This window comes from Paenibacillus paeoniae, assembly GCF_003388735.1.
Classification (GTDB): domain Bacteria; phylum Bacillota; class Bacilli; order Paenibacillales; family Paenibacillaceae; genus Pristimantibacillus; species Pristimantibacillus paeoniae.
In genome coordinates, this window is the sequence record NZ_QUBQ01000001.1 from 2,282,616 (window position 1) to 2,307,868 (window position 25,253).

22 protein-coding genes and 1 other annotated feature are annotated in these 25,253 nt (G+C 51.1%); of the genes, 3 read left to right on the top strand and 19 right to left on the bottom strand.

The features are described from left to right. Positions 1-22: 22 nt before the first annotated feature. The 4 genes from lepA to gpr all read right to left on the bottom strand — a co-directional run bounded on the left by lepA (position 23) and on the right by gpr (position 5,083). Positions 23-1,840, bottom strand: coding sequence for a translation elongation factor 4 (gene lepA, locus DX130_RS10660; protein WP_116045034.1), 1,818 nt, complete (start codon positions 1,838-1,840; stop codon positions 23-25). Positions 1,841-1,919: 79 nt separating this feature from the next. Next, positions 1,920-2,306 (bottom strand): translation initiation factor 2, encoded by a 387-nt coding sequence (locus DX130_RS10665; protein ID WP_116045035.1) that lies wholly within the window; start codon positions 2,304-2,306, stop codon positions 1,920-1,922. Positions 2,307-2,312: 6 nt separating this feature from the next. Beyond that, the gene (gene spoIIP / locus DX130_RS10670; RefSeq protein ID WP_338068630.1) at positions 2,313-3,536 is read right to left on the bottom strand and encodes a stage II sporulation protein P; all 1,224 of its coding nucleotides are present in this window, start codon (positions 3,534-3,536) and stop codon (positions 2,313-2,315) included. A 539-nt stretch (positions 3,537-4,075) separates the two neighbouring features. Further along, complete coding sequence (gene gpr / locus DX130_RS10675) at positions 4,076-5,083, bottom strand: GPR endopeptidase (RefSeq protein WP_240644392.1); 1,008 nt, start codon at positions 5,081-5,083, stop codon at positions 4,076-4,078. Between the two features lie 201 nt (positions 5,084-5,284). Between gpr and rpsT the strand changes: the two genes are divergently transcribed. Then, the gene (gene rpsT, locus DX130_RS10680; protein ID WP_116045037.1) at positions 5,285-5,557 is read left to right on the top strand and encodes a 30S ribosomal protein S20; all 273 of its coding nucleotides are present in this window, start codon (positions 5,285-5,287) and stop codon (positions 5,555-5,557) included. Positions 5,558-5,675: 118 nt separating this feature from the next. On the opposite strand, the gene holA is transcribed toward rpsT, so the two are convergent. The 7 genes from holA to DX130_RS10715 form a co-directional block, all read right to left on the bottom strand. Next, positions 5,676-6,710 (bottom strand): DNA polymerase III subunit delta, encoded by a 1,035-nt coding sequence (gene holA, locus DX130_RS10685; RefSeq protein ID WP_116045039.1) that lies wholly within the window; start codon positions 6,708-6,710, stop codon positions 5,676-5,678. 210 nt (positions 6,711-6,920) lie between these two features. Next, positions 6,921-7,916: an anti-sigma factor family protein gene (locus DX130_RS10690; RefSeq protein WP_116045040.1), complete on the bottom strand. Its 996-nt coding sequence runs from the start codon at positions 7,914-7,916 to the stop codon at positions 6,921-6,923. After that, the gene (locus tag DX130_RS10695) at positions 7,913-8,461 is read right to left on the bottom strand and encodes an RNA polymerase sigma factor (RefSeq protein WP_116045041.1); all 549 of its coding nucleotides are present in this window, start codon (positions 8,459-8,461) and stop codon (positions 7,913-7,915) included. Before DX130_RS10695 ends, DX130_RS10690 begins: the two co-directional genes overlap by 4 nt. 212 nt (positions 8,462-8,673) lie before the next feature. Continuing rightward, positions 8,674-11,301 carry a ComEC/Rec2 family competence protein gene (locus DX130_RS10700; RefSeq protein ID WP_165861221.1) on the bottom strand — a complete coding sequence of 876 codons (2,628 nt, stop codon included), beginning with the start codon at positions 11,299-11,301 and terminating at the stop codon, positions 8,674-8,676. Between the two features lie 133 nt (positions 11,302-11,434). After that, positions 11,435-11,965 carry a deoxycytidylate deaminase gene (locus DX130_RS10705; RefSeq protein WP_116045043.1) on the bottom strand — a complete coding sequence of 177 codons (531 nt, stop codon included), beginning with the start codon at positions 11,963-11,965 and terminating at the stop codon, positions 11,435-11,437. Positions 11,966-12,085: 120 nt separating this feature from the next. Beyond that, positions 12,086-13,381, bottom strand: a complete 1,296-nt coding sequence (locus DX130_RS10710; protein WP_116045044.1) for a homocysteine synthase — start codon at positions 13,379-13,381, stop codon at positions 12,086-12,088. Positions 13,382-13,452: 71 nt separating this feature from the next. Further along, a complete protein-coding gene (locus tag DX130_RS10715) occupies positions 13,453-14,013 on the bottom strand; it encodes a ComEA family DNA-binding protein (protein ID WP_206098789.1) in 561 nt (186 codons plus the stop codon). Positions 14,014-14,125: 112 nt separating this feature from the next. Between DX130_RS10715 and comER the strand changes: the two genes are divergently transcribed. Beyond that, positions 14,126-14,965 carry a late competence protein ComER gene (gene comER / locus DX130_RS10720; RefSeq protein ID WP_116045046.1) on the top strand — a complete coding sequence of 280 codons (840 nt, stop codon included), beginning with the start codon at positions 14,126-14,128 and terminating at the stop codon, positions 14,963-14,965. A 52-nt stretch (positions 14,966-15,017) separates the two neighbouring features. Here comER and leuS read toward each other — a convergent pair whose 3' ends face one another. The 6 genes from leuS to DX130_RS10750 form a co-directional block, all read right to left on the bottom strand. Beyond that, entirely contained in the window at positions 15,018-17,456 is a 2,439-nt protein-coding gene (leuS, locus tag DX130_RS10725; protein WP_116045047.1) for a leucine--tRNA ligase, read from the bottom strand. Between the two features lie 59 nt (positions 17,457-17,515). Then, positions 17,516-17,751, bottom strand: a binding site (T-box leader). 87 nt (positions 17,752-17,838) lie between these two features. Then, a complete protein-coding gene (locus DX130_RS10730; RefSeq protein ID WP_116045048.1) occupies positions 17,839-18,243 on the bottom strand; it encodes a hypothetical protein in 405 nt (134 codons plus the stop codon). A gap of 252 nt (positions 18,244-18,495) precedes the next feature. Further along, on the bottom strand, positions 18,496-19,752 hold the full coding sequence (locus DX130_RS10735) for a CynX/NimT family MFS transporter (RefSeq protein ID WP_240644394.1): 1,257 nt from the start codon (positions 19,750-19,752) through the stop codon (positions 18,496-18,498). Positions 19,753-19,771: 19 nt separating this feature from the next. Further along, on the bottom strand, positions 19,772-20,527 hold the full coding sequence (locus tag DX130_RS10740; RefSeq protein ID WP_116045049.1) for a GNAT family N-acetyltransferase: 756 nt from the start codon (positions 20,525-20,527) through the stop codon (positions 19,772-19,774). A gap of 28 nt (positions 20,528-20,555) precedes the next feature. Continuing rightward, a complete protein-coding gene (locus DX130_RS10745; RefSeq protein ID WP_116045050.1) occupies positions 20,556-20,861 on the bottom strand; it encodes a hypothetical protein in 306 nt (101 codons plus the stop codon). 59 nt (positions 20,862-20,920) lie between these two features. Then, complete coding sequence (locus tag DX130_RS10750; protein WP_116045051.1) at positions 20,921-21,121, bottom strand: YwbE family protein; 201 nt, start codon at positions 21,119-21,121, stop codon at positions 20,921-20,923. 118 nt (positions 21,122-21,239) lie between these two features. On the opposite strand from DX130_RS10750, the gene DX130_RS10755 reads away from it, so the two are divergent. After that, positions 21,240-22,886, top strand: coding sequence for a DEAD/DEAH box helicase (locus DX130_RS10755; protein WP_116045052.1), 1,647 nt, complete (start codon positions 21,240-21,242; stop codon positions 22,884-22,886). A gap of 50 nt (positions 22,887-22,936) precedes the next feature. Here DX130_RS10755 and DX130_RS10760 read toward each other — a convergent pair whose 3' ends face one another. Further along, positions 22,937-23,599, bottom strand: coding sequence for an HAD family hydrolase (locus DX130_RS10760; RefSeq protein WP_165861222.1), 663 nt, complete (start codon positions 23,597-23,599; stop codon positions 22,937-22,939). A 28-nt stretch (positions 23,600-23,627) separates the two neighbouring features. Next, positions 23,628-24,917: a UDP-N-acetylglucosamine 1-carboxyvinyltransferase gene (gene murA / locus DX130_RS10765; protein WP_116045055.1), complete on the bottom strand. Its 1,290-nt coding sequence runs from the start codon at positions 24,915-24,917 to the stop codon at positions 23,628-23,630. Positions 24,918-25,253: the final 336 nt, after the last annotated feature.

Below are 25,253 nucleotides of genomic sequence, written 5' to 3' on the forward strand. Positions count from 1 at the left end.
CTCTCCCTCGTGAACGTATCGTTTAATCTTCGTCGATCTTCAGAACCGCCATAAATGCTTCTTGCGGTACCTCGACGCTGCCAACTTGCTTCATTCGTTTCTTGCCTTCCTTTTGCTTCTCAAGAAGTTTGCGCTTCCGGCTGATGTCGCCGCCGTAACACTTCGCAAGAACGTTTTTGCGCATGGCCTTAACGGTCTCGCGTGCGATAACCTTTGTACCGATGGAAGCCTGTACCGGCACCTCGAACATCTGGCGCGGGATAAGCTCCTTCATCTTCTCGCAAATCAGGCGTCCGCGATGATAAGCCTTGTCGCGGTGAACGATGACGGACAAGGCATCGACCTGCTCGCCATTCAACATAATATCCATCTTCACGAGACTCGACTTCCGGTAACCCGATAGTTCGTAGTCGAACGAGGCATAACCCTTTGTTCTGGATTTCAACTGGTCGAAGAAGTCGTATACGATCTCCGACAACGGCATATCGTACGTAATGGTAACACGGTTCGCGTCCAGGTACTCCATATTGATGAAGTCGCCGCGTTTGCCCTGACAAAGCTCCATAATGGTGCCCACATAATCGTTCGGCACAATGATGGAAGCTTTCACATAAGGCTCTTCTACAAAATCAAGCTTGCCAGACTCCGGATAATTGGATGGATTATCGATGTTCATCGTATCCCCATTCGTCAGCGTTACTTTGTATATAACGCTTGGCGCGGTTGTGATCAGCGGAATGTTGAACTCCCGCTCGATACGCTCTTGAATGATTTCCATATGCAGCAAACCAAGGAATCCACAGCGGAAGCCAAAGCCGAGAGCTGTCGATGATTCCGGCTCGTAGCGAAGGGAGGCATCATTCAGCTCAAGCTTCTCCAAGGCATCGCGAAGATCATTATAATCCTGTGTCTCAATCGGATACAGACCGCAGTATACCATTGGGTTAATCCGACGGTAACCAGAAAGCGGCTCTGGAGCCGGTCTTTTCGCATCGGTGACTGTATCGCCCACGCGCGTATCCTTTACGTTCTTGATGCCCGCTACAACAAAACCGACATCCCCTACAGACAACTCGTCTACGATCGACATTCTCGGTTTGAACGCGCCAACCTCGATGACTTCAAACTCAGCTCCGGTTGCCATAAATCTGATTTTCTTGCCTGCACGAATGTTGCCGTCGATCACTCGCACATAGACAATAACGCCTTTGTAAGCATCGTAGTGGGAATCGAAGATAAGTGCTTTAAGCGGCTCATCGGGATCGCCATTCGGTGCAGGAATTTTAGATACAACCTGCTCCAATATTTCTTTAATGCCGATGCCAGCTTTGGCGGATGCGTGAACCGCATCGCTGGCGTCCAGCCCAATCACATCTTCAATCTCTTGCTTTACCCGATCCGGCTCGGCGCTCGGAAGGTCGATTTTATTAATGACAGGCAATACTTCAAGATTGTTGTCCAGCGCCAGGTATACGTTAGCCAGCGTCTGGGCTTCGATTCCTTGTGCAGCGTCAACTACTAGAAGCGCGCCTTCGCATGCAGCCATGCTTCGTGACACTTCGTATGTAAAGTCGACATGCCCTGGTGTATCAATTAAATTGAGCAAATATTCCTCGCCATCGTCAGCACGGTAGCTAAGGCGAACAGCCTGAAGCTTAATCGTAATGCCGCGCTCGCGCTCCAGATCCATTTGATCCAGAACCTGTGCTTGCATTTCCCTGGAGCTGAGTGCTCCGGTATATTCCAATATCCGATCCGCAAGCGTTGATTTGCCATGGTCAATATGAGCGATAATGGAAAAATTTCTTATTTTCTTCTGCCGGTCACGAACGTCAGTCATGCTTGAGCCCCCACACATTCCAATAATTCTAATCATTCCTCCTATTATACCAGTTCGAAGGAATGTCAGCAATGAAGGTTTAGTTCATCCAGCCATCGAACAAGCCAACAACGAAGCGAATGCTCTTGCTGGATGCTGTTTGGAGCAGGCCTGAAGTAGAATCGGCAAGCTTATTGACAGCCGGTTGATCATTCTGGAGCGGCATGCCCGGCAGTCGTGCACCCTCTCCCTCATATCCGTTACCGTATGCGATGCGCCTAATCTCCTCCAGTTCGCGCTCCAGCTCAGTGATTCGTTTGTCAGTCTCACTGACATACCCACTGTTGCCTGTTCCGACTGTATATTCAGATCCATCTATCGGACCGTAAATTCGTTCAATACCTGTCGTCGACATCTCTAGACCAAACATGACCAATAGGGCAATCGCGCCTCCGATGGCAAGCCACTTCCAAGCGTTTCCTCTCATCGCTGTCTACTCCTTTCCTGATACTTTCTCTGCTTCCCAATAAATCGAAGAGATGACTTCCGCTAGAGCATCCGCTGTGCGATAGCATTCTTCAAGCGTGTTTTCGATGCCGCCTATTTCGATTAATGCGCTTTCTGGCGCAAGAGATTGATTATATTCCGCATTTCCAGTAGTTTTCCCCCATATCCCTCTGGAAATACCGGGATACTTTTTCTCCAAGGCATTATGAATTTTTGTCGCAAACGCTTCGTTTTCTTTCCAAGCCGGATTTTTATTCCCGATTACAAAATAAACTTGCGCATAGCTTTCTCCGTCAATCTCGATTGTCGTATATTTGCGTTTTTGAGAATCACGATGCAGATCGAAAAACAGTTTCAGATCGCTGGTGCTGGCCATTGCTTCTTTCACTGTTTTTTTCGAATACTTGTAGCTGTAGGCATAATTGAAGTCTTTTATTGTGGATGGATAATCCGTATCGGAATGCATTGCGCCTATTCCTTCATCTTCAAGCTTCTCTGCCAGCCGTTTGCCCACCAGCGTAATATTTTTCGTCGTGGAACTGGCATCCTTCGATTCCTTGTCCAGCTCGGGCAGCCATGATTCACGATTATGGGTATGATAGATAAAAGCTACTTTGCTCTTTCCGGTATCAGGCTTGTCCGATGGAGCTGGCGGTGTAGGCTGGGTTGATTGCTCAGGTTGCGGTGTTGTCTCTTCTCGATCAGGTCCATCCGTCGCATAAGGCAGGTCATCGTCTTCATGCGCTCCGCTTGGAGGATGAGTGATCGGAAGATGATCTTGCGGCCCGTTGTTCGTGTCGGTACCTACCCCTTTGCGAATAAGAAAAGAATCATTCTGCATGCCCGGCAGCTCTGCGGAAAGCAAACCCGAAGGATCGTTCGGATTAATACTGGTCAGTGTGCGTATCAAAAACGTGCTAATCTCTTTGTTCGTGAATGACTCCGATTCTAGTCCGCTATGAAATGAAGGCATCTCCATCTGCAGCATATCTCCAAAAAAACCGCTCGAAACCGCAGCCGAGAACCCTCTCATCGAATGGATCGGCAAACTCGTCGACTGCTGATGCAAACTACCCGCTGCGCCCAGCACAATAAAAAAAATCATAGAGCTTAGCGATAATAGTGAAAAAGCTCTACCCGTCATCAACAAATGCTTCACTTTCGTCCCATCTCTCATCGTATTCAGCCACGCAGGCCTGCTATTCATCATTCTGTGTACCTCCTGTTATCCGCTAGCGCAATAGTGTGCTGCCGCTTGTTACTATCACTCTATGAGACGGAGAAGGTTCATAGAACCAGTAGATTCCCTTTTTTGCTAGTTGGTAGAATCGAGCTGATAGAAAGTATCGTCCATTCGCAAATGGATAAGCTTGGTAGGGAGCTGTCTACTAGCAGATCTGCTTACCAGACGAAGCAGCTCGTTTCATGAATGAGCAGCATAAAGAAATGGCGGTGGCAGAGAGAACACTCCCTGTACTGCCACTTGCCGATCCTGGTAAATTTTCGTCTGATTAAACCGTTCAATTGCCCATTTTCGAGAAATTTGCGGATGAATAATCGTCCCCTGACCTTGCAGCTACATTCGACTGTCCTCATCGCCTATCGCGTGAACCTGTCGGCGTGAGCAGTTGTGTGTAGCAACGCTATTTCACTCGAAGAGACTACTTTTTTCATGCCAATGACCTCCTGCATTCTCGCCAATGTAATGGCCGATCATCGAATGCAGGAGGTTGGGAAAACACATAATCGTTAGTGAGTATAAGCTGCCACGTTGCTGCTATCGACGGCATCATGAAGCGATGCATTTAATCCGCTCGCAATAATATTGGCAATATCCTCGATAAATTGATCCACTTCCTTCGGCGTCACGAGCAAATCATGCCCAATCGGGCTTAACACTTCACGCACAAGCTGCAGCCGCTCGTTTTCTTCCATCCCATTCATCAAGCCAAAAATCTGATTAGTATCGCCATTTTGCTTCTCCAGATGCGACTTCATCAATTCGAATGTATTGTTCACAATGGTAGAAGCGTAGACAACGGTAGGGACACCGATTGCAATGACAGGCACCCCCAATATATCCTGCGTAAGCCCTTTGCGCTTATTGCCGATGCCCGAGCCCGGATGAATGCCCGTATCGGCGATTTGAATCGTCGTATTTACGCGCTCAATCGCTTTGGAAGCCAGAGCGTCAACTGCAATAATTAAATCCGGTTTGGAGCGGTCTACGATTCCCTGCACGATCTCGCTGGATTCGATTCCGGTGATGCCAAGGACACCGGGAGCGACCGCGCTGACGGAACGATACCCGGGGGCTACCTGGTCGGGCATTAATTCGAAAAAATGCCGGGTGACCATTACATTCTCAACAACGAGCGGCCCAAGCGCATCAGGCGTTACATTCCAGTTGCCTAATCCAACGATAAGGACACGAGCGTTTTTGGAAATTTGAAGGCGCTGCAGGAAAGTCTCGAAATGGGTGGCGAAATGGGTGGCTACCCGATCCTGCAGCTTCGTGTCGCCTTCACGCAGGCCCGGCACTTCAATGGTAATGTATTGCCCCATCATCTTGCCAATAGCTTGCGAGCCTTGCTCATTCTCCACATGCAGCATCGTAATCGTAATGCCGTCATCCTCTGTCGTCTCGGAATGAATGCCAGGGATCGGTCCAGAACCAGGTCGTTCCGCCAATTCCTTGGCTTCCAGTGCCAAATCTGTCCTTACATTAAATTTCTGCAAATCAAGTTCTTTCTCCACAGCCACTTTTCTCCCTTCGTACGTACAATCTTCCGTTATTGTTCGCAGCTGTCCTGATTTCATACTCCGAAGGGCTGTGTTAATCCTTGATACGCCTCACATACAGACATATTGGTTACTATTGCTTTTTAGACAGTCGCATGATAATATATTTTAAGTTGTGTTGTTGTACTGCACAGAACTATGTAGGAGGTGAAATCCATGCCAAACATTAAATCCGCGATTAAACGCGTAAAAACAAGCGAGAAACGCCGCGCTTTGAACGCATCCCAAAAATCCGCACTTCGTTCGGCCGTAAAAACTGCTGACCAAGCGATCGCTGGCACTGATGTAGATGCTGCTAAAGCGGCTCTGATCACAGCTTCGAAAAAATTGGACAAAGCAGTAACGAAAGGCCTGATCCATAAAAATGCGGCTGCCCGCAAAAAATCCCGTCTTGCAAAACGCCTGAACGTATTGTCGGCTCAAGCGTAAGTTATACCAACAAGACAACAATAGGCTTCGCCTTCATCTGAAGGCGAAGCCTATTTGCATATTCGCATTGCAAACGAATACCGCCATCAACCAAACTCGGTCACTTACGGACAAGGGACTAAGCCCCCTTATCTACGCTAAGAGACAGCAGGTACATCTCCAGACCGAACGTTTTGTCAATCGTTCCCGTTTTCATACCGTAATCCAGATCAGCTAGTGACGACAGAAGTTGTCCCAGCTTGGCTGTGTTGAATTTACGGCTTTTTTCGGCTGCCAGTTTGACTGCATAGGGATGCAGGCCAAGCTGCCCTGCCATTTGCTGAGGCGAATAATGATGCTGCTCCAATTCCTTGATCTGCAGCATAATACGGAGCTGTCTGGCGATCAAAGCGGCTATCTTGATCGGCTCTTCCCGGCGTACTAGCAATTGACGATATAGCTCAATTGCCTTGCTAATACGAAGTTCTGCAATCGCATCAACAAGTGCAAATACATCTTCTTCTACAGTAGCTGCGGTAAGCATCGCGGCTGTCTCTCTTTCGATCACGCCACCTTCTCCGGCATGAAGACACAACTTGTCCACCTCTTGGGCCAGCTGACCCATATTGACACCTACCCGCGACAATAGAAGCTCTGCCGCTCCTTCCGTTAGTTGACGTTGCTGCTCCGATGCCCTGCGCATCATCCAGCGTGTCAGCTCCGGCATGTCCAGCTCCGGAAAAGCAATCATCGCTTTGCGGTCTTTTAACGTCTTGACCAGCTTGCGCCGCTCATCGAGCTTGTCCGCATATACGGCAAAAACGATAACCGTCGTCTCCAGCGGAAATTCCATATATCGAAGCAACGATTCAGGACGATGCTCCAGCTTGGCATTTTCCTTGCCGCCGGCAGCCATAACCGAGGCATCACGTACAAGTACTAGCTTGCGCTCCAAGAAAAAGGGGGGCGATTCTGCCTCAATTACGGCCTCCTCAAGCGGCGTCTCTGATGTATCGTACTTCATGACACCCATTTCTCTCTCTTCGCTTTGGAACATCTCTCCTGTGAGCATTCCGATGAATTGCTCCATCCGATACCTATCCTTGCCATACAAGACATAGACTGGCCTGAACTTGCCAGATTTAATTTCTTTGACAGCTTCCTTTACATCCATGCGCTTGCCACTCTCCATTCCATCGACGTAATGAACGGCAACAAAGGGATGAGCCTCTAAGTGGCCATCCCTTTGTCTTTATATTAACACTCGTCGGCAGCTCCATGGCGCTGCCTGAACGAATGGTCTAACGACGTCACGGAAACGTCGCAGACTAAGCTCTCGCTATATCATACTGCGGATCACGACTGGATGTGCGCGATTCGCCAATTAATGCGTTGCTTTTTTTTCTTTCCAATTCGATGTTTCGATCACGTACTTCTCGGCGGCGCCACGATCCAACTGCACTTCGTACGTAAGCTGGCTGCTATCTTCTGACCATGCAACCTGACCATGCTGTCCGTTCTTGCGGGATGTCTGCTTGACAGTCTTCCCGTTGTCTGCGGACACAATTGCAATCGTATGCTGTTCCAACAGTGCAATAAAGCGCCCGTCTGGTGAAGCAAACTCTTTGACCGAAGTAATACCCATGCCAGGGTGATCTTCCTTAGAAACATCTGATTCGCCAGGCTTCTCGACCGTAGAACCGTATTGATCTTTTACAATACCCGTCACGTTACCCTGTTCCGAAGAATTGTTGCTCGTTCCTTTAATGCTCACATCTCCACCGGCTTCTGGATTAGAATTAGCATCCCCGCCAGCCGATGAGCCTTCCGCCGTTCTCTTATCAAAAGACTTCGTCTCCAAGTCCGATTGCCCGGATGTCGGGGTCATCTGTCTGAAGAGATTCGCCGTGGATGTATCTTCCACTTCAGGCAAGGAGTGTTCCATGGAGTAACTCATCTTATCCGCTAAGCTATTCTTCAGAGCGGAAGGATCATTCACAATAAACAGTCCGGCAACAAGACCAGCAGCAACAACACTGCCTATAGCGCTCCAGGTCGCCCATCGTCTCTTGCGCGGCATACGGCGCGGCTCGGATACAGCTTTCGCCGTTATGCCAGTATCCGACTCTATAGCAGACGACGTATGGGAAGCAAGACGATCCAGTCTCTCCAGTTCAGGCAGAATCGCGTCTACTAGGCTATAGGTTGGCGTTACTTTGGGCAAGGCAGTTAGCTCCGCGGATAACCTCTTCATCCGCTCAAGCATTGCTGCACAGTCCGGACATTGTCTTGTATGGTTCATCAAGACCTCCAGCTCGGCGTCGCTGAGATCGTCGTCTAGCTGTCTTTGCATGAGTTCCATCACCTCTTGACAATTCATCCCCGGACACCACCTTTCTGATAATCATGGAGTAAAGATTGCAGCTGTTGCCTAGCCCTGAACAAATAAGACTTCACCGTATTAAGCGGCAGGTCAAGCGAATCCGCAATTTCGTTATACGAAAAATCTTGCAAGTAGCGAAGCACTACTACCGTACGGTGATGCTCTGGAAGCTTGTCGATCGCACTTCGTATATCCTGTAGAGCGTACGCGGACAGCACTTCGTCCTCCACGTTCTGCTTCTCTCGGAATACCATCTCATGCTCATCGATAGATACCGTAGGCTTGCTTCTTCTGAACTTGTCGATACATATGTTGGTTACTATGCGCTGTATCCATGTCTTGAACTGCGCCTTCTCTTCATAAGAGCCAATCTTCGTATAGATGCGGATTAACGCTTCCTGTGATGCATCCATCGCGTCTTGCTCATTATTCAATATATAATAGGCTGTCCGATATACATGGGTTTCAATCTCACGCAACAGAGTAATTAAAGCGTCTCGATCTCCCGATTGGGCGGCTTTGATAAGGCCGGGCTCAACCACGAAGGATCCTCCTCTCTTGCAACCTTACTGACGGACGGGTTGCGTTAAATGTTGCAGGCTTTTTAAGCGATTTTTTTATTTTTTATTAAAAATCATTGATTTATATCATTTTGTCTATTTTTGCGGAAAAGGGCGACAAACTCTCATCCTCTTAATAAATTAGAGAACTCCACATTAAAGAATACCAAATTAAAAGATATCCGTATAGTGATTCATTTTTGGAGAACCGATATTCCTTGGCTATTCACCCGGAATTTGGCTTCTCCGCCGGTGTCCGTTCTCCATAATGCGACGCCAGCCTTATTCAGGCGTCCCACCGCGTCAGGATGTGGATGACCGTATGTATTGGTGGCTCCGACAGAAGCTACAGCCCCAATCGGACGCCAGTAAGCCAGCCATTCATTGCTCGTTGAATGACGGCTCCCATGATGGGCGACTTTCATAATATCAACTCGCTCCTGCGCTGCATTCATCCGCTCTCTTGTTGTACGCACGATTGCCCCTTCCGTGGGGATCGAGATGTCGCCCGTGAATAAAAACCGGCTGTCGTAGAGCTGAACGGCGACGACCAGACTTACCTCGTTTTGATCCTTGATTACAGCAACCTCATTCTTTCGATCGTTCGGCCACAATACATCCAGATGTGTATCCTTGTCCAGAGTCCAGCGCTCTCCTGCAACCGGAGCATACAGAGGAATATCGGCGCTAAGCGCCGCTTCCATTAGCTTTGTGGAGTCATCGGTCGCTCTCAGGGAACCGTTCCACCATATGCGTTTAACGGGAATTTCCCCAATAACCGCAATCAATCCCTTAATGTGATCGCTATCCATGTGCGAAATGATTAGCAGATCGATGCGGTGCACTCCCCTGTCTCTTAACAATGGCACCAATACTTTGCTTCCGACCTCAAAGGGATCGCTGCGATCCCTCCACTCTTCGCCTGGCTTACGGAACGAAATCGCGCCGCCTCCGTCAATAAGAATGTGTTTGCCGCTTGCTGTGCGGATTAGTGCGGCATCGCCCTGTCCTACATCTAAAAAGCTGACGGTCGCCGATCGATCGAATGCGTCTGGCACATAGGCGTAGCCAAGCAGCAGCAGCGCAATAAACGAAAGAATAAGCAAATGCTTGCGCAGACTCGATCCTTTGTTCGCTCCAGTCACGGCAGGATCATATGCCGTATTCTCCTTTGCTTGCAAAGGAATTGTTTGTTCGTCATGGAGAGACGTTTCACTCTCGATGTGTTTCGGCTGTTCCTGTGAAACAGGCTCCATAGCAGCCCTAGCATTGCTGCTGCCAATCTTGCGGAATGCCAAACCCATAAGCAATAACCAAACAACAACCCACCAGAGCGGCGGCGTTCCCCATACTTGTCTGAACAGGGATTGATCAGCCAGCCATTCGATAATTGCAAACGATCCGTCGTTGGCAATGATGGAGAGATTCGCAATCATTTTGGCGCCCCACGGCCATACGATGGACAAGACAAGGGCAGCAGCACCAGCCGGCATAACGATCATACTAATGAAAGGAACCAGCGCAAAGTTCGCAAGCAGCGACAATAAATTAAACTGGTTGAAATAATAGATGGTAACGGGAAAAGATATTAGCTGGGCTACGATCGTGACGGCCGCGAGATCCAGTATCCAGCCTCCTCGCCGCCATTTCGGCATGGCACGCCGGAACGGCGGCACTCCGATAATGAGACCCAGCGTTACGATGAATGACAGCTGGAAGCTGACATCGTTCAAAAAGTAGGGATTGAACAATAGGAGCGCAACCGCTGCAGCCGCGATCAGATGCAAGCCGTCCTTCAGCTTGCCCATCCGGGCGGCCACGAGGCCGAGCATTGCCATTAAGCCAGCACGCAGCACAGAGGGGGATGCTCCTGTCAGCAGCACATAGAATGGAACGGCAGTCATCAAAGTGAGCAATATCCGCTCACGCGACATTCGCAGCATCTTGAGCACGCTGGTCAAGGCGTACATGAACACGCCGACATGCAGCCCCGATATAGCTAATATATGCGTCAAGCCAAGCCGCGCGAATTGATTGAATTGTTCGGGGTCCAGGTCCTCGCGTATACCGAGGACAAGCCCTTTCATGTAGCCGGCTTGTTCCGCCGGGTACAGGTAATCCAGCCGCGCGCCCAGCCATGCGCGCGCGGTGTCGACGCGGCCATATAGCGAGGCCGCGGAGAAGACCTCTGCCGCCCCAGCCTCTACGGCGAGGGCGGCAGCGCCTTTGCTCTTCAGCAGCCAGTGGATGCCCTGGCTGCGGAGGTAGCGGCGATAGTCGAAGCCGCCGCTATTGGTTGCCATCGCCGGCAGCGACAGCTCGCCGTCGATGCGCACTTGATCGCCGCGCTGCCAAGCCGCGGCGATCTCTTGCTCCGGCTGCACTGCGAGCCGGAGCTGAACCATAAGCCGCTCGCTACGTACTACGAGCGGCTCTTCATCTTCTACTTGAACAGCGACAGCCTCTATGCGAAATTGCGCGCGGTCTCCATCTACCTCGACCGCCGAGATGATCGTGCCGCTTACACGAACGTTGTATGCTGCTCTCAGTCCATCCGACTCCGCAATTGCCAGCAGCGTCTGCAGCTCCGTCACATTGCGAGAATCCGCCCATAGCCTCTGGCCTGCCGCCACGCCAAATCCGATCAGACATATGATGACAAGCCCCCTGCTTGCCCCTCCCCCAAGAACGGCAGCAACAGCCAGCAGGAACACTGCACCCGCCATACATAACGTACCGTGCCAACCTAGACCGGCTGCCGCACAACTGCCGATTACAAATATTAAAGCAAACCATACTAGCGGCCTTCTATTCATAGCCATCCTACTCCAAACCCCCTGCGCCGAAAATAAAAAAAAGAACCTCCAGTCGCAAAACTTCATGCGACTGGAGGTTCCTCCCCACGATACAACTTCATATGGATGCTCGATGCAAAGTCAGCATCAGCCATATTCCTTATTGCGTAACTTCCATCCCCGCCTGAGCGGGTGGCGTATAATGCTCCACCTGCCGGAACGCGATGCCCTGTTGAGCCATTAACGCGTACACCTTTTCACTATCCTTCGAGTATCCGCGATGATAGACAATTTCTTCTACTCCGCTGTTCGCCAGCATGTTAGCGCATGTCCAGCAAGGCTGATCGGTAACATAGACAACGGACCCTTCGCGATCAGCCCTGTCCGTGAAGAGCAACAAGTTCTGCTCTGCATGAATGGTACGAATGCAGCGCTGCTTCCGAACGACCTGCTCTTCTCCGTTCTGGATCTTCACCTCAACCTCTTCCGAGATCATACAGCCTGCCTCCAGGCAATCATGAGCGCCCATCGGAGCTCCGTTATACGCAGTCCCCAGCAGCTTCTTGCCTTGCACCAGCACCGCTCCGACATGTCTGCGCGGACAACGGGATCGCGTCGATACCATATAGGCGATATCCATGAAATAAGTGTCCCAATCCTTGCGGATGGCATCTTTTGTTGCTAAGGTCATCGTTTCCTCCCAATCTCTGGCTGTTACCGTATTCTAGGATGTGGTCAAGCCCGCTACCCATTAATCATTTTCACTCTATTGTAATCGCAAGCGTGCCTCAACGCCAGTCTTATAGCCGTATTAACCCTGTTGGCTTGCTGTAATAGCTTGCTCAAGGTCAGCCAAAATATCGCGAATGCCTTCCGTGCCGACCGACAAGCGCACCATGCCCGGTGCAACGCCTGCCGCTGCTTGCTCATCCGCAGACAACTGCTGATGAGTCGTACTCGCTGGATGAATAATGAGAGACTTGGAATCGCCCACGTTCGCCAAATGCGAGAACAGCTTAACTGCATTAATCAGCTTTTTGCCCGCTTCCACGCCGCCTTTAATACTGAAAGTCAGTATAGCGCCGCTGCCGTCCGGCAAATACTTCTGAGCCAGCTCATACGACGAATGGCTCTTCAGTCCAGGGTAGTTAACCCATTCTACCGCTTCATGACCTTCCAAAAACTCGGCAACCGCAAGCGCGTTCGAGCTATGACGCTCCATACGCAAATGCAGCGTCTCCAGACCTTGCAGCAACAAGAAGGAATTGAAAGGCGATAATGCCGCTCCCATGTCACGCAGCAATTGAACGCGCGCTTTAATAATATAAGCGATTGGACCAACCGCATCGGTATAGACAACGCCATGATAGCTTGGATCTGGCTCCGTCAGCCCAGGGAATCGGCCGCTCGCTTTCCAGTCGAACTTGCCGCCGTCCACGATCACGCCGCCAATGGAGGTGCCGTGTCCGCCAATAAATTTGGTCGCCGAATGAACGACAATATCAGCGCCGTGTTCAATCGGACGGCATAGATAAGGGCTCGGGAACGTATTGTCGACAATGAAAGGCACACCGTTCTCATGAGCGATAGCCGCAACAGCCTCAAGGTCGATAACGTCTCCCTTCGGATTGCCAATCGTTTCTGCGAACACCGCTTTGGTCTTGTCTGTAATGGCAGCGCGGAAGTTCTCCGGGTTCGATGGATCAACGAACTTCACCTTAATGCCCAGCTTCGGCAACGTTGTGGAGAACAGGTTGTATGTGCCTCCGTATAGACTTGTTGCCGAGACGATCTCGTCGCCGGAGCCTGCGATATTCAAGATGGCATAGGTGATGGCTGCTTGTCCGGAAGCTACTGCCAATGCGGCAGGGGCGCCTTCCAGCTCTGCTACGCGCTTCTCCAGCACGTCGGATGTCGGATTCATAATACGTGTATAGATATTGCCGAATTCCTGCAGCGAGAACAGGTTAGCTGCATGATCCGTATCTTTGAATCCGTACGAAGTCGTCTGGTAAATCGGCACGGCGCGTGAAAGCGTCGTTGGATCGATCGATTGGCCTCCGTGGACGGATAGCGTGTCTAGTGAGAGTTTTTTTTGTTCTGTCATCTTCTAAAATCCTCCTTGATTGTTTTAGAAATCTAGTAAAATATGACTCTATCGCTTCCATTCTCTCACATTCATGGACGGGCGACAACGCTTTCTTTGATCCCGCCCAAAAGCTTCTCACCGATCCCCTTAACCCGGATCAAATCGTCTACATTTGCAAATTTACCGTTTCGCTCACGATCCTCCGCAATCGCCCTTGCCTTTGACGGTCCAATCCCTTTCAGATCAAGCAATTCGTCCGCCGTTGCACGGTTCAGATCCAGCCTTCCCTGCTCGTCTCTACTCGTCAAAGCTGGTATGACAGCTGGCGTCGGCGCCACCGCAGAAGCACCACTTTCCTCTTCAAGAATTCCATGATCGGAGCCCTCCCGCAGCCCTTCTGATCCATTCGGCTGTTGAATCGTTTGTTCAACTTTATGCATGATTGATTCCGGCGATTTGTCCGGAATGCCGGTTCCGTTCAAAGCATCAAGCGAAGATTGAACGGCAGCATTCAGAGGCACCCACTCCTCTGTCGTTTTAGGTGCGCCATTGATCAGGCCTGCCGCGATAAGCAGTATAGCCCCTGCCCCGCAAGCTGCTGCCAATAACTTGTTTGCCCGAGCTTTCCGTCCAGTGCTGTGAATCGTCATATCCATTTCTCCTTCCCGTAATCAAAATGGTAATTCATGACATAAAGAACAAGTCTTGCGGAATAGGTTATAAGAACATACATTACGCGTAATCGATATAGGAGGGCTAAGCATGAATGTAGGATTTATCGGAACGGGCTCGATGGGAACCTTGCTGATCGAAGCGCTGGTCGCTTCCGGCGCCCTGGCGCCTGCTGAGATCGCTATCAGCAATCGCACGTATGCCAAAGCGCAGGCGATAGCCGACCGGTATCCCGGCATGAGAGCCGAATATACGAACGCGGAAACGGCTCGCGGCAGCGACATCCTATTCCTGTGCGTCAAACCTCATGAATTCATCCATGTCGTGGGCGACATTAAATCCGTCATCCAGCCTCAACAGATTGTCGTGTCCATTACCAGTCCTGTTCTCGTCTCCCATCTGGAGGGTGAGCTGAACTGTAAAGTAGCCAAAATTATTCCCAGTATCACGAATATGGTATGGAGCGGTGCCTCTCTATGCATTTATGGCGAAACGATGAGCGAAAAGGATAAAAAGCGGCTGGAGTCGCTGTTCGCCCATATTAGCGAGCCGCTGCGCATCGAAGAGGACTACACGCGCATCGTGTCCGACCTGTCCAGCTGCGGTCCCGCGTTCATGGCTTTTCTGCTGCAGCAGTTTGTCGATGCTGCCGTAGAGGAGACGGGCATCCCTCGCAATGAAGCTCTACAGGTTGCTGCCAATATGCTGCTCGGCACCGGACTTCTGCTGACGGAAGGTCGCATGAGTCCAGAAGAAATTCAAGAACGCGTCGCTGTGCCAGGAGGAATAACGGCCAAGGCGCTGCAACTGCTGCGCAGGGAAACAGACGGTGTTTTCAATAGTCTCATCCGGACGACCCATGCGAAGTTCAACGAAGATCTCGTTAAAGTTTCTACTGCATTTTACGGCGAAGAGGTGAACGGACAATAGCTGTTCTTCAGCTAAAGCCCGCTCACCTCTTCGGATTGCGAGACAGATTCGATTAATTGGCTACAATGTTGACAAGCTTGCCTTTGACCGCGATAACCTTGCGGACGGTCTTGCCTGCAATCAGCTCCTGTACTTTCTCCAGGCCTTTCGCAAGCGACTCCATATCTGCTTCGTTCGTATCGGCAGCAATCGAGAGACGCTCTGCGATTTTACCGTTCACCTGCACCACGATCTCCACTTCCTGATCGACCGTCCATGCTTCATCATAGGTCGGCCAAGCCGCATAGGAGATTGTGCCTTCCTGCCCAAGCTTCTCCCACAGCTCTTCTGCAATATGCGGCGCAATTGGAGACAGCAACTGTACGAACTGCGCCATCGCTTCACGCGGCAGAATGTCCGTCTTATACGCTTCGTTCACAAAAATCATCAGTTGGCTGATTACAGTATTGAAACGCAGGTTTTCGTAATCATCTGTCATTTTCTTAATGGAACGATGCCATGTGCGCTTGAACACATCGGTTGTTTCACCATCGCCAATTTTGGAGCTGATCGTTCCGTCTTCATTCACGAACAGACGCCATACGCGAGCCAAGAAGCGGTAAGTGCCCTCCACGCCGTTCGTATTCCAAGGCTTCGTCGCCTCAAGTGGTCCCATGAACATCTCGTACATCCGCAGCGTATCCGCTCCGAACTCGTTCACGATATCGTCCGGATTGATAACATTGCCGCGCGATTTGGACATCTTCTCGTTGTTCATCCCAAGAATCATGCCTTGGTTCACCAGCTTCTGGAACGGCTCCTTCGTATGAACAACACCCAGATCATACAATACTTTATGCCAGAAGCGCGCGTACAGAAGATGAAGCACCGCATGCTCCGCGCCGCCGATGTACAAGTCTACCGGCAGCCATTCCTTCTGCTTCTCCGGCGAACAGATCTCCTTGTCGTTCTTCGGATCGATGAAGCGCAAGTAGTACCAGCAGCTTCCCGCCCATTGCGGCATCGTGTTCGTCTCGCGGCGGGCCTTCATGCCCGTCTCAGGATCAACCGTGTTCACCCACTCCGTCACGTTCGCCAGCGGCGACTCTCCTGTCCCAGAAGGCTTGATCGCATCCACATCCGGCAGCAGCAACGGCAATTGATCTTCCGGCACCGGCTTCATTGTGCCGTCTTCCAGATGCAGAATCGGAATCGGCTCACCCCAGTAGCGTTGGCGGCTGAACAGCCAGTCACGCAGTCGGTAAGTGACCTTCGCCTTGCCTTTGCCCGTTTCTTCCAGACGTCCGATCATCGCTTTGATCGCTTCTTCATTACTCAGTCCGTTCAGGAAGTCCGAGTTCACATGCTTTCCGTCACCCGAATAAGCCTCTTGGGATACATCTCCGCCTGACACAACCTCAATGATCGGCAGATCGAATTGCTTTGCAAACTCCCAGTCTCTTGCATCATGGCCCGGAACTGCCATAATAGCGCCTGTTCCGTAGCCGGCCAGCACATAATCAGCTATCCAGATTGGCGTCTTAGCGCCGTTGACGGGATTGATCGCATAAGCGCCAGTAAAAACGCCCGTCTTGTCCTTCGCCAAATCCGTACGCTCCAGATCGCTCTTGTGGGAAGCCACTTCCTGATAAGCCTCTATCGCCGCTCTCTGCTCGTCGGTCGTAATTAGTGCTACCAGCTCATGCTCAGGAGCAAGCACGCAGTATGTCGCGCCGAACAGCGTGTCCGGACGTGTCGTAAAGACAACCAGCGCGCTGTCATGTCCGTCGATATCGAACGTCACTTCCGCTCCTGTCGACTTGCCGATCCAGTTGCGCTGCATATCCTTAATGCTCTCCGACCAATCCAGCTCTTCCAGATCATCCAGCAACCGATCAGCATATTCCGTAATTTTCAGAATCCATTGGCGCATCGGCTTGCGGATGACGGGATGACCGCCGCGCTCGCTCTTGCCGTCGATAACCTCTTCATTCGCCAGCACTGTGCCAAGGGCCGGACACCAATTGACAGGCACTTCAGCTACATAAGCCAAGCCGCGTTTGTACAACTGAATGAAAATCCATTGCGTCCATTTATAGTAGTCTGGGTCCGTCGTACTGAATTCGCGATCCCAGTCATATGAGAAGCCCAACGATTTGATCTGACGACGGAAGTTGTCGATATTTTTGAATGTAATATCTCTTGGATGCTGCCCTGTGTCCAGCGCATGCTGCTCAGCCGGCAGGCCAAATGCATCCCAGCCCATCGGATGCAGTACGTTGTAGCCTTTCATACGCTTATAGCGCGACACGATATCGGTAGCGGTATAGCCTTCCGGATGTCCTACATGCAGACCTGCTCCCGAAGGATAAGGAAACATATCCAGGGCGTAGAACTTCGGTTTCCCCGCTTCTTCCTTCGTTTCGAACGTTTTGTTTGCGTCCCAGTATTGCTGCCATTTCGGCTCAATCGCAAGCGGATTATAGCCGTGTCGTTGTTGTTCCTGAGTCATTCGTACTTCCTCCTAATCGTCATAAAAACATAAAAACCTCCCGCCCCCAGCGGATTAACGCTAGGGACGAGAGGATATTCTCCCGTGGTACCACCCTAGTTAGCATCAGGCATGCCCTGCCCTAGCTCACTTGACGTCCGTAACGCGGACGATTCGGAACGATTTCTCTTCTGCTTCCCAAGATTGGCCGTTCGGCTCCGAGGCGAGCTTCCCTGCGTACATGGTCCGGCTTCCACCAACCGCCGGCTCTCTAATCCGATGCAACGCCTGTACTGTTCCTCTTCAACGCCATGATATAAGTCAAACAATTACTAACGATTATATAAGTCCTGACTCTTGCATGTCAAGCAACATTGAACTTGCGGTTGCTAATTTCATGATGTCAAGCTACCTCTCTGACCAGGCTGTTTCTGGAAAATACAAAAGTTAAGCATACGATTGCCATCAACGCGCCATGTATAATGATTCCCATGATAGCCGTATATCCGCTCGCTATAAAGCCCAACAGCCACAACCCAAATGGTGGAACCTGGAAAAGGAAAATCGCTGCCAGTGTCACGATAAGCAAGCCGTCATTGGCTGCATCCTTCATGAGGCGACGAGATAACAGCAAGCCCAGCAGAGAAATACCAGCTACTATAGAACAGATGCCCCAAAAACGGACGGTCTGTCGTTCCGAGCCCGCTTCCATCCCCAGAAAGTCAGCACCGAGCCATGTTGTCCCGATGTAAGCCAAACCTGCAATAATCGATACCCATCCGGCTAATGCAATAAATGTTCGTTTCATATGTATACTCCTTTATTTCAAAATACTCATGAATTCGTCGCTTCAGCGCTGGCTGCCCTTGTCTTGCTTTCACCGTTTTCCATGCTCACCCATCCGCTTCAATCTTCCAGACGTTGTCATCTCGCTGTAGGTTGCACTCACGCGCCATAATCCATTCCAAATCTCTGCAAGCCTTATCCATAAATCCACTTCAAACTAAAAAACTTCCCGAAGGAAGTATTTTTTCGTGCACTCATCAGTACCGCACATGTATCATATCTTGCGATCGGCTCCTGCCGATAAGCCCAGTAGGCCGTATACCACCGATATGACGAGAATAAGCATCAACGGTACGTTCCAGTTGCCTGTCCAATCATGAATGAGACCGAATAGCAGTGGTCCGGTCGCGGCCAGCAAATATCCGATCGCTTGCGCCATGCCGGACAGCTCCGCTGCTTGTTCTGTTGAGCTGGATCTCAGCGCAAAAAACATTAAGGCCAGGCCAAAGCCTCCGCCTACACCAAGCCCTAGTACGATCATACTGACGAACGCCCAAGATGCGCTGCCAAGCAGTAAAATCAAATATCCGACAACAAACAAGCTGGAGGTCAATATGGCAAGACCCCGCTGACTCGCTCTCTTACCCGCCAAAATCGGAATAATAAAAGTCGAAGGCATGCCGATCAACTGCATGACCGACAACAGCCAGCCCGCGTCCGCGTGGCTGATGCCCTTGTCCACTAGAATAAGCGGAAGCCAAGTGACATTCACATAAAAACAAAAGGATTGCAGCGCCAAAAACAGCGACACGGTCCAAGCAAGCGGTGACGACCAGAGCTTGCGGCGAAGCGATGAATGCGACGCCCTCTCCGAGGATAGGTCTGCTTTGCCGCGTTTCGGCCCCGAGCTATTGCGACGAAGCAGCGGCAGCCATACAACAGCCGACAAGAAGGCAACCAGCGCAGTAACAGCCAGCGTAGCTTGCCAGCTGAAGCCAAGTCCTTCCGTCAATGGCACGCTGATGCCGGAACCGATCGCAGCTCCAAGGTTCATCGCTACGGTATAGACTCCAGTCATAAGCCCCACCTTGTCTGGATAATCCCGCTTGACCAGACTAGGCAGCAAAACATTGCCGAAAGCAATAGCCGCACCAAGCAATGCCGTGCCAAGGAACAAGGCATAGACAGAAGGCAATGAACGGACGGCAATGGCTGCCGTCAATAATGCTGCAGCGTAGAACAAAGCCCGCTCCATCCCGATGCAGGCAGCTATTCTCGGAGCTAACGGCGAAATAAAGGCGAATGCAAGCAAAGGCAACGTAGTAAGCAATCCCGTCATGGCGCCAGATAAGCCCATTGACACACGGATTTGCTCAATGATCGGTCCAACCGAAGTAATCGGAGCCCGCAATACAAGCGCTACAAGAATAATGCTAAGTACGAGCAGCCATGCCTGTCCTTTGGGCTTCCCCAAAGTTGTCAAACTGCCCATGCGCTTATTCTCGACTGACTGACTATCGCTGTTAAGCATGCTTCTTACTTCCCTTCCACTATTTCTTCACACGGTACCAATAGTCATAACGTGTTGTAAAGCCAAACTTGTCGTAAAGCCGGTTGGCCGCCGCATTATTTTTCACAACAAGCAAATAGGCCGTCCTGACACCCTGGTCCTTGGCCCATCCCAGCAACCCACGAGTAAGCGCTGCCCCATAACCGCGTCCGCGTTCACTTGCGTCTGTTACAATATCGTACAATCCGGCATAGCCATCCTCCAGTACGATCATACCGGCGGCGACAGCGACATCTCCACGCTTGTACAGGCCAAACGCTCTGCGCAAGGGCTGTCCTGTCAGCATGTGCCGCGTCGTTTCCTTTTGATTGTCGCTAAGACCCTGCATTCGAGCAACGGCATCCAGCCACTCGTCCGTTAATTCCCTGTAATATTGAAACCTGTCCCCGTGCTGAGGTTCATCGAGATCAACAATTGAAGCCGTCTTCACAAGCGTATGGTCGATTCGTTCATAGCCAAGCTCCTCCAGCCTGGCGTCCAAACAGGATGGTTCCACGAAGGGAGTGATTTTGAATACCGTATGCTGGCCTTGCTCACGATACAGCTCTTCACAGCGATTAATCTTCTCAATCAGATCGCCGTTATGTCCATAAATCGCCTGCACAGAATTGGATCTCTTGGTGTATCCGTCGGCAAAACGCAGCAGCCAGCCATCGAACAGCACTGTCCTCAGAGCCGGCCATCCGTTCAAGCTTAATTCCTCTATTCGTTTATCAATCAGCATTCTCTCTCCCAAATACAGCCATCTCCCTCCGAATCAATGGTTAGGGTTGAATGTTGAATCGCTCCAACTGGTCGTAAAGCTTCTCTTTCAACAAGATCTCAGCTTGCTTATATCCCAGCAGATCAAAATGAGGGTACTCCGCCCTCTTATGTATATACCTTGGATTCAATCCGTTCTCCCGGCACCAAAGAGCCAGCTTGTCCAGATCGGAGCAGCCTACCTTCGTAACGGTTCGGATGCCTGGAAAGCGATCATCCAGCCAATAATGCGTCAGGAAAGCAATCTCGCCTCGCAATACGCTCGCCTTCCAAGCTTTCATCTCCTCGCGGGTAATGCCGAATGCCATAAAGCCGCTTCCTCCTTGCGGTCCGTTTTAAACGGTTGCCTTCGCCAGCACATAACGTCTTACGATAAAATCTCTTTGACGCGGCCTACTTGACCGTCTTGCAGCCTTACTTTTATGCCATGTGGATGCTGTGGGGAATTGGTCAAAATATCCTTCACAATCCCTCTCGTAAGCTCCCCTGTGCGCTGATCCTTCTTCAGTACAATATTCACTTCTAGTCCCTGCTTGATCATGGACCGGTTCGTTCCCGCTTTCAGCATGCTCTCATTCCTCTTCTTAATGTTGGCTATAAGCATAGCATATGCATTTCGAAGATGCACTTGTTCGCCGCAACTGTTATACTTAGCTTCATATGACATGAAATGAGGAAATTATCGCATGGCTAACGCATTCCAAGCACTCGGCGTATCCCGGGAGCTGAACGATTTATTGAAACAGGCTGGCATCAACGATCCTACCCCTGTACAGAAACAAACTATACCGCTGCTTATGAACGGCAAAGATGTAATCGCCCAGGCACAGACAGGCACGGGCAAGACACTGGCATTCGCCTTGCCTATTCTAGAGCGCATCAATGTTAATAAAGAGCAAGTTCAAGCACTTATTCTAACTCCCACCCGGGAATTGGCTATTCAGATTACGGCGGAAATGAAGAAGCTGGCGCCAGCGATAGGCGCCAACGTTCTTGCCGCTTACGGCGGACAAGATGTCGACGCGCAAATCCGCAAGCTTCAGAACTCGCCTCATATTGTCGTCGCTACGCCGGGACGTCTGATCGATCATATGACGCGCGGAACCGTCAACCTGGGCAAGCTGACCATGCTTGTGCTCGACGAGGCTGATCAAATGCTGCATATGGGATTCCTTCCCGAAGTTGAGAGCATAGTTACACAGACGCCAAGAGCCCGTCAGACGATGCTGTTCTCCGCTACGATGCCGGATGCCATACGCAAACTCGCCGCGGAATATATGAATGCCCCGCAGGATGTGCAAATTCGCAGTGCCAACGTAACGCTTGACAGCATCAAGCAGCTGGTTGTGGATACAACCGACCGTGGAAAGCAGCGTGCGCTTGTCCATCTGCTGGAGCAGCATCAGCCGTATCTGGCAGTGATCTTCTGCAGAACGAAGGTTCGCGCCAAAAAACTAAACCAAGAGCTCCAGGATGCAGGCATTATATCGGACGAGCTGCATGGCGATTTGACGCAAGCCAAGCGTGAACAAGTCATGAAGAGATTCCGCGATGCTCGCCTGCAAGTGCTCGTAGCGACTGACGTTGCTGCCCGCGGACTCGATGTAGAGGGTGTCACGCATGTCTACAACTACGACATGCCGCTTGATGGCGAGAGCTACATTCATCGCATCGGCAGAACCGGCCGCGCCGGACATAAGGGCATGGCGGTCACGCTTGCGACGCCATACGATGTCCACAAATTAACGGCAATTGAAAAGAGCATCGGCGCTCGTCTCGAACGTCGCGCAATCGATCGGGAAGGCGAATTGTCCTCTGCTCGCGTAGCCGAACGAGGCGGCGACAAAGACTCTAGAAGTAAAGAAGGCAGGAGCAAGGATTCCGGCAGATCGTCAGGCCGAAACGGTGGACGCAGCAGCGACCGAAACGGTGAACGCGGCAGCGACCGAAACGGTGGACGCGGCAGCGACCGAAACGGTGGACGCGGCAGCGACCGAAACGGCGGACGCGGCAGCGACCGAAACGATCAGCGTGAAGGTCGTCGCGGTTCCCAGAATCCGAATCCACGAAACAGCAAGCCCGCAGCGGCTCCAACCGACGGCAACCCATGGGCGACAGCAGACGATTCTGCGGGTAAACGCAGCCCCCGCCGGGAAGATGGACGTTCTTCCCAGCACGGCTCAAGACGGTCGAGCGATTCAAGCTCCAAGGGACCGCGCACCCAACAAAGTGGCGGACGTTCCGGTGGACGAAACAGCGGTCGACAAGGCGGACAAAGTGGTCATGGCAAGCCAAATAGCGGCGGACGCAACAGCGGACGCGGCAAAAGATAAATGAAAAAACCCAGTCTGATCTTCCATCGGACTGGGTTTCTTGTATCTAGTCAACCTGCTGAATTCACTTCGCTAGCTCTTGTAAAATGTGAGACGAGTTGTTCCGGTGTCGTGAAATAATGATCAGGACGACCGTCCTCCAGCAATTCGCGTTCGCCTTCTCCCCATAGCGCAGCGCCGCTCGTCATACCGGCAGCCGAGGCCGCTCGAATATCCGTAACCTGATCGCCTATGTAGATACAAGCTTCAATGGGTACCCCCATCTTTTCCACGGCAAGCAACAATGGAGTTGGCTTCGGCTTATGCTCCTCCGTATCCTCCTGACCCACTATGCAATCAAAGAACGAAAGGAGTCCGCTTGCCTTTAGCTCTCTTACAACATACCCTTTCCGCTTCGAAGAAACGATCCCCATCGGATATCCCGCTTCCATCAATCGTTCCAGCATATCCCTCACACCATCGTACAAAGCAATAGATTCACAGTTGGCATCATAATACCGAACGGAATGTTCGAAGATTTGCAAGCCATGCTCCGGATAGAGGATGCCAATCACTTTTGCGACTGGTTTGCCTTTCAGTTGATTTAGCTCCTCCTCCGTTGCTTCACGTTTCAAGACAGAACGGAATCCGACCCGCTGCGCTTCCATAGCCAGCTTCTCGCTATCTTGTAATGTACCGTCCAAATCGAACAGAATGCACGACACAGCGCCCATATCTGATCCCCCCGTCTTGATCCCTCTATCAATTAACTTGCGGCAATTCGATCCCGGCCTCAAGCGCTTCTCGAACCTCCAGCTTCGCGCCAAGCGAGCGGAAGGAATCAACAATGTTCTCATAACCACGTTCAAAATGATAAACACCCGTTATGCGCGTCGTGCCTTCGGCTGCCAATCCAGCAAGCAGCAAACAGATGCCAGCTCTAATATCGGATGCATGAACCAAATTTCCGCGCAGCGGCAAGCCTCCCTTAATAAAAGCAGAGCCCGCACGAAGCTCGATATCAGCCCCCATCCGTTTCAACTGTTGTACATGTGCGAATCGCTTCGGATAGATTTTGTCCGTCACGATGCTTTTGCCAGATACTTGCGCCATAAGCGCGGTCAGCGGCTGCTGAAGATCGGTAGGAAATCCGGGATACATCCCCGTTCTCACTCGAGTCGCTCTCAGCGGTCCTTCTCCATAAGCCGTAATCGAATCGCTATTCGTCTCAATCTGAAGCCCGATTTCTCTCAGCTTGGCAAGCGTGGAGCCCAGATGCTCCGGAATGACATCTTCAACTGTAATCGTGCCGCCCGTTACGCCTGCTGCGATCAGAAAGGAGCCCGCAATAAGCCGATCCGGTACTGCCGTATAAGAGCAGCCTTGCAAGTAGCGAACGCCTTCAATTCGAATCGTATCTGTTCCGGCTCCCGTAATTCGTGCGCCCATGGCGATGAGCAATTGAGCTGTATCGACCACCTCAGGATCCCTGGCCGCATTGCGCAGCACCGTAGAACCGATGGCCCGCACCGCAGCCAGCATCGCGTTAATAGTTGCTCCGGACGTAATCGTATCGAAGTAGATATCAGCGCCATTCAACTGGCGCGCGCTTGTTTCGTAATGCTTTTCATGAAAGGTAAGCTCGGCTCCGAGCGCCTTCAGTGCTTTGATATGCTGATCAATCGGACGATCCCCGAAATTGTCGCCGCCAGGATATCCGACAGATACGGTACCACAGCGGCTCAGCAGTGCGCCTACGAAATAATAAGCTGTTCTGAACGTTGCGGATTTCACCGGATCAATATGGGCATGCCGAATACCGGCAGGAATGATCACAACCGTTCCCGGTTCGTCCACCCTCATCGTAATGCCAAGCTCATCCGCAATCTCACGAATGACGCGGAAGTCCGCGATATCAGGAATATTGTTCAGAACCACTGTCTCGTCTGATAAGCAAGCAGCTGCCAGCAAAGCGAGTGAGCTGTTTTTGGAGCCTGGAATTTTGACCGAACCGCGCAATCCAGGAGAGCGTTCCACTTGAATAAAGTTCATAAATGTTCTTACCTCCGCAATAAGTAGATGAATGTATATTAAATCGAACGTGAATTATGTCTGATTGATTATGCCACCCGACTCTTTGGTCGACGGCAAACACGCGGACTAGTTCAATGTCCTATGGTATCCTTTCAATCTTATTCATTTTGTTTCATGATTGTCAATCAATCGTTGCGGTTTTCTTCATGAACTTTTTTTCATTATTTTCCGGTGGCAAAAATACAAACCGTCAGGACAGTCGTCCACGCCAATCCCTACAAATTGCATAGGATATCGTATACCGATTGAGGGGAACCCCCTCCCAAGCGCCTGCAGGCCCGCCTATCGGTAACT